Genomic DNA, 16,442 nt, shown 5'->3' with positions numbered 1-16,442 from the left:
CAGGAAGTGGCCTTTCAAGGCCATGGAAAGACGACATCTAAGCCGACACATCAACGCTACGTGTCGACTAGCGAGGAGAGACCCATTATGAACAAAGCCAATCTTCATTTGCATAGCGACGTGAGTGATCTACGCTCGCGCATCCGCACCAACTATGACGCCGATGAAGCAGCGGTGCTGCATGAACTGATCGAGCGTATCAAGCTGTCAGAAGACGATCGCCGCAAGGTAGCTGCCGTCGGTGCCAACTACGTGGAGCGTGTGCGCAAGGAAAGATCACCCTCGATGATGGAGGCGTTCCTCGCTGAGTACGGACTCTCTACCACCGAGGGCGTCGGTCTGATGTGCCTTGCAGAAGCTCTGCTACGCGTGCCTGATGCGGAAACCATCGACGACCTGATTCACGATAAAATCGAGCCGTCCGATTGGGGCGCACACCTGGGCAAATCATCCTCATCGATGGTTAACGCCTCGACCTGGGCGCTGTTGCTGACCGGCAAGGTGCTGGAAGAAGATCCTAAAGGCCCGACACGGGCGCTACGCGGCCTAGTGCGCCGCATGGGCGAGCCGGTGGTACGTAAGGCCGTTGGTCAGTCGATGAAGATTCTTGGCCGTCAATTCGTACTCGGTCAGACCATCGAAGAGGGCATGAAGAATGCCCGCGAACTTGAGAAGCAAGGCTACACCTACTCCTACGACATGCTGGGCGAGGCGGCGCGCACAGACGAAGATGCCGTCCGCTATCACGAGGCTTATGCCAAGGCGATCACCGCGATCGCCAAGCAGGCCAAAGGCGACGTCCGTGGGAGCCCCGGCATTTCAGTGAAGCTCTCAGCCCTGCATCCGCGTTATGAATACACCCACCGCGACACGGTGATGGCGGAACTAGTACCACGTGCGTTGGAACTGGTGCAGCAAGCGGCCAAAGCCAATATCGGTTTCAATATCGACGCCGAAGAGCAGGACCGGTTAGACCTGTCGCTCGACGTAATCGAGGCACTGATGTCTGACCCCAGCCTGGATGGATGGGATGGCTTCGGGGTCGTTGTACAAGCCTACGGGCGCCGCGCCGCGCCGGTAATCGAGACACTCTACGAGCTTGCCGAGCGGTTCAACCGTAAGATCATGGTGCGCTTGGTCAAAGGCGCCTACTGGGATACCGAGATCAAGCTGTCCCAAGAGATGGGCGTAAAAACCTTCCCGGTTTTCACCCGCAAGGTTAATACAGATGTCAGCTACATGGCCTGCGCCCAGATGCTACTCGACCGGCGTGACCGCATCTATCCGCAGTTCGCCACTCACAACGCTCACACCTGCGCTGCAGTAGCCGCCATGGCGGGGGACGACAAGGACAGCTACGAGTTTCAGCGCCTGCATGGCATGGGCGAATCGCTGCACCACATTGTCAAACAGTCGGAAGGCACGCATTGCCGCATCTACGCCCCGGTTGGCGCGCACCGCGACCTGCTAGCCTACTTGGTACGCCGCCTGCTGGAGAACGGTGCAAACTCTTCGTTCGTCAATCAAGTGGTGGATAGTTCGATTCCCCCAAGCGAAGTATCAAGGGATCCAGTAGACGGTTTCCAGCAGCTTGGCGATACCATCTCAAGTCCGTTAATCCGCCAGCCCGGCGAGCTATTCGCGCCCGATCGCAAGAACTCCAAGGGCTACCGTATCAATGAGCCTGCCTCAGTCCTACCACTGCTCGATGCGCGTGAAGCCTTTGCCGACAAGACTTGGACGGCAGGCCCCATGCTAGCGGGGAACCCGGCCCCCCAGGGCCCGGCTCGCGACGCAGTCTCCCCCGCCGACAGCTCGCGCGTGATCGGCAAGGTACATGAGGCCACTCCTGAAGAGGTAGCCGCCGCTCTTGACGCCGCTGAAGAGGGTTTTCGCGAGTGGTCAGCGCGTCCCGTGGCCGAGCGTGCCCAAGTGCTGCGTCGTACCGCCGATCTTTACGAAGAACACATCGCTGAGCTGACCGTGATCACCACCCGCGAAGCCGGCAAGATGATGTTCGATGGCATTGCCGAAGTACGCGAAGCAGTAGATTTCCTGCGTTACTACGCCAATGAAGGCGAGCGGCTGGGAGCGGAAGAACCCGGCAGCGCCCGCGGCATCTTCGTCTGTATCAGCCCGTGGAACTTTCCGCTGGCCATCACCACTGGACAGATCGCTGCCGCCTTAGTGGCTGGGAACGCGGGACTTGCCCAGCCCGCCGAGCAAACGCCCCTGATCGCCGCCCGCGCCGTCGAGCTGATGCGTGAGGCTGGCCTGCCGGAAGCGGCGCTGCAACTGTTGCCTGGCGACGGACCGACAGTGGGCGGCCCACTGACCAGCGATCCCCGCATTGCTGGTGTCTGCTTCACTGGCTCGACCCCTGTGGCACAGATTATCCACAAGGCTCTGGCGCAAAACGCGGGGCCCGATGCCGTCTTGATCGCCGAGACTGGCGGGCTCAACTCCATGATCGTGGACTCCACAGCGCTGACAGAGCAGGCAGTGCGCGATATCCTGATTTCCTCCTTCCAATCAGCCGGCCAGCGCTGTTCAGCGCTACGGATGCTGTATGTGCAGGAAGAGGCTCGCGACCGATTGCTCAACATGCTTTATGGCGCAATGGACTCGCTCACCATCGGCGACCCCTGGAATACTGACACTGATGTCTCACCGGTGATCGACGCCGACGCCCAAGCCGAGATAAGCGACTATGTGGCGGTACACGAGAAGGCCGGCAAAGTGCTGAAGAAGCTATCCGCGCCGGAAACTGGCACATTTGTCACCCCGGCGGTGATTGAGGTCGGGGGCATTGAAGATCTCGAGCGCGAAATCTTCGGCCCAGTTCTACACGTGGCCACCTTCAAAGCGCGAGATATCGACAAAGTAGTCGACTCCATCAACGGCAAGGGTTATGGGCTGACCTTCGGCCTGCATACCCGTATCGACGACCGCGTGCAGCAGATCGTCGAGCGTATCCATGTCGGCAATGTTTATGTTAACCGTAACCAGATCGGTGCCATTGTCGGCTCTCAGCCGTTCGGTGGCGAAGGCCTCTCCGGCACCGGCCCCAAGGCCGGTGGCCCGCTCTATGTCACTCGCTTCCGCCGCACTTCCGCTGCCGAACGCCACGAAAAGCCTGAGGGAAAAACCGTGTCACTCGGTGATCTCCAATCAGCCCTAGACGGGCTGGATGCGCGTAACTGGGCAGCGCGACCCAACCGGGTCGAGGTGCTACGCAAGTCGCTTTCCGGTAAAGGAGGTGTGGTCCGCAGAGCGCTAAATGAGACAGCGGCCCTCGACATGACGCCGCAGACACTTCCTGGCCCCACAGGGGAAAGCAACCGCTTGGCGATGTATCCGAAGGGAGCGGTTCTCTGCCTTGGGCCAACGCTGGATATCGCCGCTGCCCAAGCAGTACAGGCGCTTGGCGCGGGCTGCTCGGCAATCGTGATCGCGCCAGGTGCAGTTCAAGCCGTTCAGCCGCTGATCGATGCTGGAGCGCCGGTGGTTGGACTCGATGGAAGCATCACAGCCGAGACGCTGAGCGAAGTTAAAGATATTGCAGCGGTAGCCGCGGCAGGGAAAAGTGACTGGACCTATGAACTGCGGCTTGCACTCGCCAAGCGCGACGGTGCCATCGTACCGCTCGAGACCCAGACTATTTCACCAGACCGCTATGTGGTGGAACGCCATCTGTGCATCGATACGACCGCAGCGGGCGGCAACGCCAGTCTGTTGGCAACGGCCGAATAGGCCCGCTAGCTTTATCGACGGCTCATTGCGCCACTGAACGTAGATAAGCAACGAGCTCTAGGGAGACGGCCAGCACTGGCGTCTCCTTAACGGAAAGCGCGCTAACCTGTCGGAGCTTGCTCCGTCCTGAATAATTGGAGAAGTTACATGGCTATAGGTGTTTGGATCAGTCTCATTGCGTACTTTGCGCTCATGGTCGGCATTGGTATTTATGCGATGCGCAAATCTACCTCTTCATCCGAAGATTACATGCTGGGTGGCCGTACCCTCAGCCCGAAAGTGGCAGCCCTATCGGCGGGTGCTTCGGATATGAGCGGATGGTTGCTGCTAGGTTTACCCGGCGCAATGTTTGTATCTGGCTTGGGGTCAGCCTGGATCGGCATTGGCTTGCTTGTAGGGGCGTTATTCAACTGGATTCTGGTTGCTCCGCGCCTGCGTGAACAGACCGTTCACTATGGCAATGCGATTACCATTCCGGCTTTCCTGGCAAACCGCTTCCCAACGCGGTCAATGTCACTGCGGACAGTCTCCGCTATTGTCATCGTGATCTTTTTTGCGGTCTACACGGCATCAGGCTTAGTGGCTGGCGGTAAGTTGTTTGAAAGTGCGTTTTCCGGCATTTACAACTTCGGCGACATGAGCAACTACGCCATGGGTGTCATGATCACCCTGGGCGTGGTGCTTATTTACACTGTTGTTGGCGGTTTCCTGGCTGTGAGCATGACCGATTTCGTGCAAGGCTGCATCATGATGCTGGCACTGGTGATCATGCCAGCGGTGGTACTCTTTGGTGAAGGTGGCGGCGGCTTTTCCCAAGCCTCACAGACGCTGAATGAGGTCGACCCTACCCTGCTATCCTGGACATCGGGGCTAACCTTTATCGGGTGGCTTTCTGCGGTTACCTGGGGTCTGGGTTATTTCGGACAGCCGCACATTATCGTGCGCTTCATGGCTATTCGGACGCTCAAGGATGTACCTATTGCCCGCAACATTGGTATGGGCTGGATGCTTATCTCCCTGATTGGTGCCGTTTCTCTGGGTATCTTTGGTCGGGCCTATGCAATCCGCAATGGCCTAGATGTCCAGGACCCGGAAACAATATTTATTATCCTGGCGAATCTGCTGTTCCATCCGTTGATTACCGGCTTCCTCTACGCGGCGCTACTGGCTGCGGTTATGAGTACCGTTTCCAGCCAGCTTCTAGTGGCATCTTCATCACTGACTGAAGATTTCTATCGTCTGTTCCTACACAAAAACGCAACTGAGGTGCAGTGTGTCGCCGTAGGCCGTGTCTGCGTGGTCCTGGTGGGCATTGTGGCCGCTGTCATTGCATCTGACGAAAATTCTCAGGTACTGGGGCTGGTCAGTAATGCTTGGGCAGGCTTCGGTGCGGCGTTTGGGCCGTTGATCATTCTGTCGCTAATGTGGCCACGTACGAATGGCAATGGTGCGATCGCAGGCATGGTGGTAGGTGCTCTTACCGTTATGATCTGGATCTCACTGGGCTGGAACGGTGAGTTCATGGGTGGCCCTGGTGTGTACGAGATCATTCCTGGCTTCATCGCGTCCTTCATTGCCATCCTAGTGGTGAGCAACATGACTACCGATTCTGGTGAATATCAGCATATTGATCGCTAGACGAGCGTCAATCTCGCACTCAACATGAATGCGTGAATTGAACTAGTCAAAGAATCAGTTGATCATTAAGACCTTCCCGTTCCGCGGGAAGGTCTTTTTCAGTTCAGATAGCCTCTTTTATAAGCCCATTAATTAACGACGGGCTCCACTCTTTGCCCCAGGTCAATAACCTCCCCTCTTCTACCCGATACACTCTCTACACGGTTCGCAATCATATCGAACGACGGTTCACGTTAACCACTCACTGTAAAGACTCACATTAATGGTCAGGAGCGATGCTATGCGCCATAACTCTCTTTCAACACTGCTTGCCACTGGACTTGCAGCAGCCACATTGATGGCAAGCAGCCAAGTTCTAGCTTACGGCGCTGGTGATTTCTTCACTCGTGTAGGTGTTGCAAAAGTTGAACCGAAAAACGACAACGGTTCATTAGCTGGCGGCGCGTTCGCGGTTGATGTTCAGGATAAAACCGATTTCGCGTTTACTTTAGGCTATCGCTTTCATGACAAGATGGGCATCGAGTTATTGGCGGCCCTCCCGTTTAAGCACGACATTGCGCTGAACGGTGACAATCTCGCCTCTACCAAACACCTTCCCCCCACGCTGACGCTCCAGTACTACCCATTAGGTGGCACTGAGGCGCGCGTACAGCCTTATGTCGGCGCAGGTATTAACTACACCATTTTCTCTGATGAAGAGCTCGCTATTGGAGAGTTGGAGCTGGACGACTCTTGGGGCGCCGCTGCCCAAGTGGGTATCGATTTGCTTATTGATGAGAACTGGGCACTTAACGCAGCAGCGTGGTACATCGATATCGATACTGACGCGACCGTTAACGGTGCTGCTGCCGGCACGGTGGAGATTGATCCCATGGTGGTTATGGCAGGCTTAAGCTACCGCTTCTAATACCACTCCCCCTGTGAAAACGGCTTGCAGGCCGTGTAATCACATGAAAAATGCCCAGTACCGCTGCTTGCGGTGCTGGGCATTGTCTTTGCTGAAGCTATCATCATGCTAGGAACGGCAGGGCATTATCGTGATCTAGTTATCAGAAACAAGCTGATCAATCCTTTCGACGGCTCGAACGACCAATAGCTGGTCACTAGCACGAACCTTTTCCTGCATTAGGTAAGCAGCCACTGCCGGTGCTACATCGCACTTGGCAGGCATAGCGGCCTGGGCATCAATCAGTGCATTTAGTCGAGCGATAAAGACAAAACGAATCCACTGGGGCAGCGACATAGTGTCGATACAGAAGGGTTGCTGGCTATCAAATGCAGAAACCTCAGGCGTTGGCATACGCCATAAGTTAGCGGCCTTCATAGTGGCTTCAAGCTCAAGAAGCGCGGTTTGAAGCTGTTGATGGACGCTCATACACACCTTTTTCATTTAGATCAGTAAGCCACTATTATCCCAGCACAGTGGGTAAGTTGCCAACCGCCTAGCGGTATTTGTGCGTTATTCACAGATTCACAGAAAACCTGCAAGAGGCTGTGGATAAACTATGGAAAGATGTCGCTACTGTTACTCTCATGCGGGTTACACCATGTTGTGCAATTTTTAACCACTTTGACAATAAAGCACGGATTAATCAGCGTTTGCGGCTGACAGTGGCACATCAGCAAGGTAGAGTGCAGGCTTGAAATGCGGAAGGATGTCATGCAACCAATCCAGACACTTGATGAGTTTTTTACACGTAGCGGCGCAGACGTTTCCCTTTACCATATGGGGCGGCGGGTGACAGCTTGCCCACGAGAAACGCTGCGTACATTCGAAAGTGGTGAAATTGCTTGGCCAGAGCCCTGGCAGCAACAGGCACGACTTGGCGTAGTATTTCGTATGGGTGACATGCCTGAACCAGCCATTTGGTTTTTAGCGCTGCCGCTAGACGAACAGGGCATGCTCTCGCCCGCTCAGCGGGACGGTTTTATTAATCGCTTGCTCGAAACCCTTGGGCGAAATGTTGCGCAAGTGGAAAATAAACCGCTGGGACAGACAGAAACTGCAGACGTGGATCATCTAATGAAGGATAATCCGCTCGCTTTTTCGCCTGATGTTACCTTTCAGGCAATGCTTAATGCTCAAGCCACCCATGCATTAAGGCTAGCCGCTAGTCAACACCTAGAGCCTGTAGAAGCATATCTTAGCGGTCAGCAGACTATTGACTGGCAAGCTTTGGGATTACAGGGCATCGCTGATTACGTGGTGCGCCTTGATCTACAGACATCAGAAGCGCTAGCGCTACGTCTGCCCCACTTGCCTACTAATGTCGCTCACTCGCTGTGCTATTGCCTGGAGCATAGGCCGCTTGCAGAGCCACTGGTAAGTGCACTGCGGGCGCGAGGTGAACAGGCAGCCAGCGATGCCGATATGGAAACCCTGTGCGCCTGTGTTCGCGCCGTGGGCAGCACACCGTCAGCGAGTGTTGGTGAATGGTATTCAAGCCTATTAGATGACCCTGCTGCTTGCGGCCCAGACATTGTCGCCGCCATCGCGGGCCGCGGGTGGTTACTGTTAGAAGACGCTGATCGTTTGCCGCTTTTTCTACAGCGTTTGGCAGAAGACAAACGTACCAATTTTAATGCGGTGGTACGTGACCTTGCACTGATTCCCAGACTTCGCCTACCCGTTATGCTGACACTACGTGACGCACCGCCAGGCTCTGCTATACAGCAGCGACTAAGTGCAATAATGTCCCAAGCTAGAAAGTAAGCCCTCTTTCGTGCAACGCTTAGCGATTAATTGATTTGTTTCGCTATTTTGCTTGTTTCATTGTATGGATATATTTGCCAGGAGTAAGCCGTGAAGGAATTACCCTATCAGGCCAAAGCAGTCATCGGCCGCCGTGAAATGGTGACGTTACCTGAATTAGGGCTTCACCTTTGCTGCAAAGCCGATACTGGCGCGCGCACCTCTGCTTTGCATGCAGAAGAGATTGACACCCATGAAGATGAAGATGGGCAACTGTGGGTCAGTTTTATTACCCACAGTGGCGGCCCACAAACGCCTGCTCACCGCTATCAGCTCCATTTGCACGACAGGCGGCGCGTTACCAGTTCTAATGGGCACAGTGAGTGGCGCTATGTTATTCGCACCCCGATGCAATTGGGTGAACTTAATTTTCCGGTTGAACTAACCCTGACTGACCGTAGCAATATGCGCCACCCCATGCTGCTTGGGCGCCGCGCTATGCGGCGCTTGCTTATAGCGCCTGGAGCTGCATTTTTGCACGGCGAGCCTTAAACTAACTTATTAGCCACTTTTTTTGGCCCCGGAGCCCTGCATGCATATTGCCCTGCTTTCGCGCAATCGCAATCTATACTCTACTCGTCGCCTTATTGAGGCCGCCGAGCAGCGTGGGCACACCGCTCGCGTGGTAGACACGCTGCGCTGCTATATGAGCATCGCCTCCCACCATCCGTCGATTCATTACAAGGGCGCTGAAATTGAGCCCTTCGATGCTGTCATCCCACGTATTGGGGCATCGGTTACATTTTATGGCTGCGCCGTACTGCGTCAATTTGAAATGATGGGCACCTACGTCATAAACGACTCTGTTGCCATCACTCGTTCGCGGGATAAGCTGCGCTCGTTACAGCTTCTCTCTCGGAAAGGACTGGGCTTGCCAATCACGGGTTTCGCCCACTCTCCTGACGATATTCCTGACCTTATCACCATGGTCAAAGGAGCACCGTTAGTGATCAAGCTGCTGGAAGGTACACAAGGTATCGGTGTTGTACTTGCCGAAACTAACCAAGCAGCTGAGTCGGTTATTCAAGCCTTTATGGGCATGAAGACCAATATTATGGTGCAGGAGTACATAAAAGAAGCTCGTGGTGCTGATATACGCTGCCTGGTGATTGGCGATAAAGTGGTCGCCTCCATGAAGCGTCAGGCTGCCGAAGGAGAGTTTCGCTCGAACTTGCACCGTGGTGGCACCGCCAGCGTCATTCGAATTACACCGGAAGAGCGCTCAACTGCTATTCGAGCGGCAAAAGCCATGGGGCTCCGCGTTGCAGGTGTCGACTTACTGCGCTCTAACCATGGGCCGGTGATTATGGAGGTAAACTCATCGCCTGGGTTACAAGGTATTGAGAATGCAACCGGTAAAGATATTGCTGGTATGATCATCGAACATATCGAAAAAAATGCCATGCCAGTGCGTAAAGCACCACCCAAGCCTAAAGGCTAAGGCTGAATGCAAAAATAATCCGCTTTAGGGGTGGCAAATTAGCGCTGCCCCCCCCACAATCTGCGTCACCGAAGGAGGTAGACGCTCATGTTTCTCGACAATCGCCAAGTGGCGATGGACAGCGTGCTGGAAGCGCTGGCCGATAGCATTGATTATTTCCAGGACAATATTGAACGCCTGCGACCCACGCTGCGTGACGCACTGAAACCGCACTACACAGAGCGGTTAAAACAGATGCGTAAACTTCAAGAGTTAGCCCGTGCGCACTTAAAAATGCTGCCCCCGGATGCTGACGTAGAGCGTGACGACTTTTTATGGCTATGGAGCCGTTTAAAAAGCTTTGTGGGCAATGATAGTCAGGTATTAATCAATGAGCTGTTGGAACAAGAGCGTGTACTGATGCAGGCCCTTTCAACGCTGTTCACCCACCCCCTGCCCGATCCCATCGAGCCTGTGGTGGAAGAATGCATGCAAGGTTGCCGTAAGTTAATACGCGAATTATATAGCTTACAAAAGCGCAAAACGCACCGCTGATCTATCGACTACCCGCCGCCTACTCTTGTGGCGGCTGCACCAATCTCGCAGTGTAATAGTAAGCATCAAGGTTAAAAGATGGACGAGATGCTTCGCTAAAATTGCTATTAGCATCTTTTAATTCGATAGGTTCTGGAGAGCCTAAAAAGTACGGCTCTCTTCCCCAGATATATAGATCACCCAAAGTAGCAACCCGCGCAACCCATTCGCGAATTCTCAAACGCCACTCACCAGCAGCAGACTCCTCTTCCGCTACACAGCCAGTCACCTCCATTCCTAATGCGCGACCAATAAAAACCGCGCGGGGAAGATGCCAACTCTGAGTAACCAGCAACGCCTTATCTAGCTGAAAGACATCTCTGGCTCGCACAAGTGTGTCGTAAGTGCTGAATCCAGCAAAATCCATGGTGAGTTGCTCTGCTGGCACACCGCGCCGATAAAGATCACGCCACATGGCGCGAGGTTCGTTATAGGCCTGTGTGCGATTATCCCCAGAGATTAGTAGATGGCGAACCCGCTTATCAGCAATCAGACGCGCAGAGGTACGCATACGGGCGTGAAAGTGAGGGTTTCGAAAGCCGCTGCGGGTCCAGTTAGAGGTGCCAAAGACGATCGCCACATCAGTAGGGCGACACTCGGCAAAACTGTCATCAATATAGCGCGCCGTACTGGCAACCACCCAAAAATTACCAACTATAAACAGCAATGTCGCCAGCAGCATCAATGCTCCAAGCGACATTAAAAAACGCTTTATGTAACGTAATAGCAGGCTGCGCATCCAGCTCCCCAGCAGGGGTTAAAACATGCCGAGCTCAAGCTTGGCTTCGTCGCTCATCATGTCACGGCTCCAGGGCGGGCTGAAGACAATGTCAGTATGTACCTTGTTGATCTGAGGTGCGCCTAGAATTTTATTACGCGCATCCGCTGCAATGACATCGCCCATTCCACAGCCTGGTGCTGTCAGCGTCATACGAATAGTGACCATTCGCTCGCCACTGATCAAGCGCTCAAGACGGCAACCATAGACCAGTCCTAGATCAACAATATTAACCGGTATTTCGGGATCAAAACAGGTGCGCAACTGCTCCCAAACAAACTGCTCAATCTCTGCATCGCTGGCACTTTCGGGCAATGTTGGGCGCGGCAATGGTTCGAGCCCTAATGCATCTAAATTACGCCCTTCAATAAGGAAAAGCCGACCTTCAAAGCCAACACTTACCGAGCTTCCCTTCGCTTGCATCACGCTGACAACGCTATCTTCGGCCAGTGTCTCCGTCTTTCCAAACGGAATTGCAATGGCGTCGACATCACGCTGAAGCGGCAGTTTTTGACCACGTTCAAGGCTGGCCACTTGCTCAATATCCATAACTGTCCTTAAATGACGGCCCTTAACGTACCATGCCAATCACACGGTTGAGCGCCGCAACGAACGTATCTATCTCTTCCAGCGTATTATACGCCGCAAATGATGCACGACACGTGGCATCTACGCCAAAATGATGTAACAGCGGTTGCGCGCAGTGATGCCCGGTACGAATAGCTACGCCTAGCTGATCAATCAGCAGCCCGATGTCCTGAGAATGAGCACCATCGACCACAAACGACAGCACCCCGGCTTTATGCGGCGCAGTGCCGAGAATGCGCAGGCCATCTATCTGACTCACCGCTGCGGTGGCATGTTCCAGCAGTACGGCTTCCCAAGCACCGATTGCCTCTACACCAACACCCTCTAGCCACTCAATAGCGCGGCCCAGAGCAATCACCTCAGCAATGGCAGGAGTGCCAGCCTCGAATTTATGGGGAAGTTCCGCAAAGGTGGTACCGACGTCAAAAGAGACCGTTTTAATCATCTCGCCACCACCCTGCCAAGGCGGCATCGCTTCTAATAAGGCCTGCTTACCGTAAAGCACACCAACACCAGTAGGGCCATAAATTTTATGCCCAGAGAACGCATAGAAATCAGCATCGATCTCCTGAACGTCAACCTGCTGGTGCGGTGTTGCCTGGGCGCCATCCACCAGAATAAGCGCACCGTGCTGATGGGCAAGCGTTGCCATCTCTTTTACTGGGTTAATAGTGCCCAGCGCATTAGAGACATGATTAACCGCCACCAGTTTAGTGCGCTCGCTGAGCAGCGCGCGATACGCCGTCATATCTAGCGCCCCATTGGCCTCAACGGGAATGACCTTGATGGTAAAGCCAATTTCAGCCGCCAACAGCTGCCAAGGCACAATGTTGGAGTGGTGCTCCAGCATTGAAATTAGCACTTCATCGCCAGCAGCAAGCTGTTGGCGTCCCCAGCTTTGAACCACCAAATTAATCGCTTCAGTTGTGCCCCGCGTAAAGATAATCTGACGCGCATCTTCCGCATTGAGAAACGCCTTAACGCGATGCCGTGTGGCTTCAAACGCTGCTGTCGCTTCATCTGACAACGTGTGCAGGCCCCGGTGGATATTGGCGTTATAGCGCGAATAATAGTCGCTGAACACGTCAATAACCTGTTGGGGCGTCTGGCTTGTCGCGGCATTATCTAAATATACCAACGGCTTTCCGTGCACTTCCCGTTTTAGTATCGGGAAATCGTTGCGCAGCGCCTCGACGTTAAACGTTGTGGGTGCGAGCACGGTGGGTTTCTCAATCACGCTATGGGGCATCGATGACTCCTTGGCCTAATCGTTGAGTGCGTTAGTCGTTAAGCGCAGCCGCCGCTTCTACCAATCCAGCGAGGTTGAAACGTTCCGGCAGCTTCCCCGCCACCGCCAACTCTACCCGTTCGGCAATCACATCAAGCGCTACCTGCTCAAGCACCTCACCAGCAAATGCAAGCGTTAACAGGCCACGCGCGGTCGCTTTGTCGATACCGCGGGTACGTAACGCGTAGATCGCATCTTCATCCAACTGTCCCGTGGTGGTGCCATGAGAGCACTTCACGTCATCAGCATAAATTTCGAGCTCAGGCTTGGCATCGATACGCGCGCGATCGGAAAGCAATAAGTTTTGGTTACTTTGAAAACCTTCGATCTTCTGACTATCGCGCTTAACGTACACTTTGCCGTTAAAGACGCCATGAGCGCGGTCATCCAAAATGCCTTTGTAATTCTCATTTGAGAACGTCAGCGGCGCATTGTGATTAACCTTGGTGTGGTTATCTATATGCTGGCGCCCCTGGCCGAAGAACAAGCCATAGAAATTGGTTTCCGCTCCTTGGCCGTTCAGGTCACTAATAAGGTCGTTGCGCACCAGCGCACCACCCAAATTCAGATTGTAGGAGCTATAGCGGCTATCTCGGCTCTGTTCAACATGAATACTGGCGACATGCATGTCGCCCAAGGGCGCTTCTTGCAGTTTGTAGTGATTCAAGATCGCTCCGCGATCAAGCATCAGCTCGGCAACCACGTTGGTAAAGTTAGCCGCCTCGGTTTCACCGACATAGTGCTCAATCAACGTCGCTTCGCTGCGCCCTGCTGCTTCTACCAAGATGCGCGGATGGCACATCACTGGCGTGCCTGCACGAGACATAAACTGCAGTAGAATGGGTTTTTCCACAACGGTACCCGGCGCGATGCGCACCACAGCACCCTCTTCCATAAACGCGGTGTTCAGCGCTGCGAACGGGGAGAAATCAACCCCCGTCAGGCGCCCCAGTGGCCCACCCACAGCTTCGTGGTTATCAGCCAGCGCCTTAGAGAGCGGCATCACCTGAACGCTACTTGGCAGTGCTTCTAAGTCCGAGAGTGCTGCAGAGAATACACCATCTACAAACGTTAGCCGATACGCATCCAACGGCAATGTAAGTGCGGCCGCTTGCGCCTGAGAAAAGTCCGCATTTTCAGCCAGCGCAAAGTTTCCCTGGGCAATCGTACGTACGTCGGTGTATTTCCACTCTTCATCGCGGCGAGTAGGAAACCCCATGGCTTCAAAGCGTGCAGCTCCCGCTTGGCGGCGAGCCGCAATCCAGGTGGGTTCCGCACCGCGCTGTTGGCTACGCGCTGTTAGCGTGTCCAAAAACGTTTGCGTATCGCTCATGCCGCAGACTCCTCAATGCCTTCATAGCCGTTGGCTTCCAGCTCTTTAGCAAGCTCAGCGTCGCCGCTCTTCACAATGCGGCCATCAACTAAAACGTGCACCTTATCCGGCACGATGTAGTCCAGCAGGCGCTGATAGTGAGTGACCAGTAAAATGGCGCGATCTTCAGCGCGCAGGCTATTAACGCCATCTGAGACAACTTTCATGGCATCAATATCAAGGCCGGAATCAATTTCATCGAGCATGGCAAGCTTAGGCTGAAGCACCAGCATCTGAAGAATTTCGTTACGCTTTTTCTCACCGCCCGAAAAACCTTCATTGACAGCACGCTGCAGGAAGCTGGCATCCATCTTCATAAAGCCCAACTTCTCTTTTACCAGCTTCATAAACTCAGGGGCGGGCATTTCTGCTTCACCGCGCGCTACACGCTGGGCATTGAGGGCGGCCTTCAGCAAGTAGATATTTTTGACCCCAGGGATTTCCACCGGGTACTGGAAGCCAAGTAGCAGGCCTGCTTGGGCGCGCTCTTCGATTTCCATTTCGAGAACGTCCTGGCCTTCAAAGGTAATGCTGCCTTGGGTCACCTCGTAACCATCTTTACCGGCGATAACGGCCGACAAGGTAGATTTACCCGCGCCGTTGGGGCCCATGATGGCATGCACTTCACCTGCTTTGATGGTAAGCGTTAAGCCTTTCAAAATTTCTTTGCCGTCGACGGTGACGTGTAAATCGTTAACTTGCAACATAGTGATAACCTTTTAAATGCTTGCGAATCGCTGGCGCGACGCCAATAAGATAAATTGTAAAGTGTCGGAGCTATTAGCCCACCGCCCCTTCCAACGTCACGCTCAGAAGCGCTTCGGCTTCTACCGCGAACTCCATCGGCAGGTCTTGGAAAACGTCTTTACAGAAGCCGTTAACAATCATGCTGACCGCATCTTCTTCAGAAATCCCGCGGCTTTGGCAGTAGAACAGCTGATCTTCACCGATCTTAGACGTGGTGGCTTCATGCTCAATCGTGGCGGTGCTGTTACCGATTTCTTGGTAGGGGAACGTGTGCGCACCGCACTTATCGCCAATTAGCAACGAGTCACACTGGGTAAAATTACGCGCCCCTTTGGCACGGGGGCCAATTTTAACCAGACCACGGTAGGATTGATCGCTCTTACCCGCTGAAATGCCTTTGGAAACAATATAGGAGCGAGTACCTTCACCAATGTGGATCATTTTGGTACCGGTGTCGGCCTGCTGACGGCCGTTGGTAACCGCCACGGAGTAGAACTCCCCGATGCTGTCTTTGCCACGCAGTACACAGGAAGGGTATTTCCAGGTAATCGCTGAGCCGGTTTCTACCTGAGTCCAGCTAATGCGTGAACGATCACCACGACAGTCGCCACGCTTGGTAACGAAGTTGTAAATACCGCCTTTACCGTTTTCATCACCGGGATACCAGTTCTGCACGGTGGAGTACTTAATGTAGGCGTCGTCCAGGGCAACGAGTTCTACGACTGCTGCGTGAAGCTGATTTTCATCACGCATTGGCGCCGTACAACCTTCCAAATAAGACACCTGGGCACGGCTCTCACAGATAATCAAGGTACGCTCGAACTGACCTGTGTTAGCCGCGTTAATACGGAAATAGGTCGATAGCTCCATTGGGCAAGTCACGCCCTCAGGAACAAATACAAATGAACCATCAGTGAATACTGCCGAGTTCAACGCGGCGAAATAGTTGTCAGCAACGGGAACGACGGTACCTAAATACTGCTTGATGAGTTCTGGATAATCGCGGATTGCTTCAGAAATCGAGCAGAAAATAACGCCTGCTTCGCCCAGCTCCTTTTTAAAGGTGGTCGTCACCGATACTGAGTCAAATACGGCATCAACCGCCACGCCTGCAAGCGCTGCACGCTCATGCAAAGGAATACCAAGCTTTTCATATGTTTCGAGAAGCTTAGGATCAACTTCATCCAGACTCTGAGGGCGATCTTCAGGGCGCTTTGGCGCACTGAAATAAGAGATTGATTGATAATCAATTGGCGGATAATCAAGATGCGCCCAGGACGGCTCTTTCATTTTCAACCACTGACGATAGGCATCTAGGCGCCACTCCAGCATCCATTCCGGCTCACCTTTCTTATTAGAGATAAAGGCGATGGTGTTTTCATCCAAGCCAGGTGGCAGGGTGTCGCTTTCTATATCGGTTACAAAACCATCTTTATATTCGCGACGAACCAACTGTTCCATTTCTTCGCTTGCCATGGTGATACCCTCCGGGCAGTTGGGTGGCGAGGTTAG

The 16,442-nt window shown here is 53.9% G+C and carries 14 protein-coding genes; 7 read left to right on the top strand and 7 right to left on the bottom strand.

The genetic code is table 11. The features are described 5' to 3' along the window. Positions 1-87: 87 nt before the first annotated feature. From putA to REH51_RS15800, 3 genes are all read left to right on the top strand, one after another. The gene (gene putA, locus REH51_RS15810; protein ID WP_498936281.1) at positions 88-3,753 is read left to right on the top strand and encodes a bifunctional proline dehydrogenase/L-glutamate gamma-semialdehyde dehydrogenase PutA; all 3,666 of its coding nucleotides are present in this window, start codon (positions 88-90) and stop codon (positions 3,751-3,753) included. A 147-nt stretch (positions 3,754-3,900) separates the two neighbouring features. Further along, a complete protein-coding gene (putP, locus tag REH51_RS15805; protein WP_009724960.1) occupies positions 3,901-5,391 on the top strand; it encodes a sodium/proline symporter PutP in 1,491 nt (496 codons plus the stop codon). Between the two features lie 280 nt (positions 5,392-5,671). Then, on the top strand, positions 5,672-6,298 hold the full coding sequence (locus tag REH51_RS15800) for an OmpW/AlkL family protein (protein ID WP_009724959.1): 627 nt from the start codon (positions 5,672-5,674) through the stop codon (positions 6,296-6,298). Between the two features lie 135 nt (positions 6,299-6,433). Here REH51_RS15800 and REH51_RS15795 read toward each other — a convergent pair whose 3' ends face one another. Next, positions 6,434-6,766: a YqcC family protein gene (locus tag REH51_RS15795; protein WP_009724958.1), complete on the bottom strand. Its 333-nt coding sequence runs from the start codon at positions 6,764-6,766 to the stop codon at positions 6,434-6,436. A 285-nt stretch (positions 6,767-7,051) separates the two neighbouring features. On the opposite strand from REH51_RS15795, the gene REH51_RS15790 reads away from it, so the two are divergent. The 4 genes from REH51_RS15790 (at position 7,052) to REH51_RS15775 (ending at position 10,118) form a co-directional block, all read left to right on the top strand. After that, the gene (locus tag REH51_RS15790; RefSeq protein ID WP_009724957.1) at positions 7,052-8,104 is read left to right on the top strand and encodes a DUF3549 family protein; all 1,053 of its coding nucleotides are present in this window, start codon (positions 7,052-7,054) and stop codon (positions 8,102-8,104) included. A 90-nt stretch (positions 8,105-8,194) separates the two neighbouring features. Continuing rightward, on the top strand, positions 8,195-8,635 hold the full coding sequence (locus tag REH51_RS15785; protein WP_009724956.1) for an ATP-dependent zinc protease family protein: 441 nt from the start codon (positions 8,195-8,197) through the stop codon (positions 8,633-8,635). A 40-nt stretch (positions 8,636-8,675) separates the two neighbouring features. Next, positions 8,676-9,584, top strand: coding sequence for a 30S ribosomal protein S6--L-glutamate ligase (rimK, locus tag REH51_RS15780; protein WP_009724955.1), 909 nt, complete (start codon positions 8,676-8,678; stop codon positions 9,582-9,584). An 87-nt stretch (positions 9,585-9,671) separates the two neighbouring features. Continuing rightward, entirely contained in the window at positions 9,672-10,118 is a 447-nt protein-coding gene (locus REH51_RS15775) for a hypothetical protein (protein WP_498936279.1), read from the top strand. A gap of 19 nt (positions 10,119-10,137) precedes the next feature. On the opposite strand, the gene REH51_RS15770 is transcribed toward REH51_RS15775, so the two are convergent. The 6 genes from REH51_RS15770 to sufB all read right to left on the bottom strand — a co-directional run bounded on the left by REH51_RS15770 (position 10,138) and on the right by sufB (position 16,406). Next, positions 10,138-10,896 carry a SanA/YdcF family protein gene (locus REH51_RS15770; RefSeq protein WP_009724953.1) on the bottom strand — a complete coding sequence of 253 codons (759 nt, stop codon included), beginning with the start codon at positions 10,894-10,896 and terminating at the stop codon, positions 10,138-10,140. An 18-nt stretch (positions 10,897-10,914) separates the two neighbouring features. Then, positions 10,915-11,484 (bottom strand): putative Fe-S cluster assembly protein SufT, encoded by a 570-nt coding sequence (gene sufT / locus REH51_RS15765; RefSeq protein ID WP_009724952.1) that lies wholly within the window; start codon positions 11,482-11,484, stop codon positions 10,915-10,917. A 22-nt stretch (positions 11,485-11,506) separates the two neighbouring features. Further along, entirely contained in the window at positions 11,507-12,772 is a 1,266-nt protein-coding gene (locus REH51_RS15760) for an aminotransferase class V-fold PLP-dependent enzyme (RefSeq protein ID WP_009724951.1), read from the bottom strand. A gap of 31 nt (positions 12,773-12,803) precedes the next feature. Then, the gene (gene sufD / locus REH51_RS15755) at positions 12,804-14,144 is read right to left on the bottom strand and encodes a Fe-S cluster assembly protein SufD (protein ID WP_009724950.1); all 1,341 of its coding nucleotides are present in this window, start codon (positions 14,142-14,144) and stop codon (positions 12,804-12,806) included. Then, positions 14,141-14,890 carry a Fe-S cluster assembly ATPase SufC gene (sufC, locus tag REH51_RS15750; protein WP_009724949.1) on the bottom strand — a complete coding sequence of 250 codons (750 nt, stop codon included), beginning with the start codon at positions 14,888-14,890 and terminating at the stop codon, positions 14,141-14,143. Before sufC ends, sufD begins: the two co-directional genes overlap by 4 nt. Before the next feature lie 73 nt (positions 14,891-14,963). Then, a complete protein-coding gene (sufB, locus tag REH51_RS15745) occupies positions 14,964-16,406 on the bottom strand; it encodes a Fe-S cluster assembly protein SufB (RefSeq protein WP_498936277.1) in 1,443 nt (480 codons plus the stop codon). Positions 16,407-16,442: the final 36 nt, after the last annotated feature.

Source organism: Halomonas bluephagenesis (assembly GCF_054790765.1).
The sequence above is the reverse complement of the archived record's forward strand: the minus strand, read 5'-3'. Positions and strand labels throughout refer to the sequence as shown.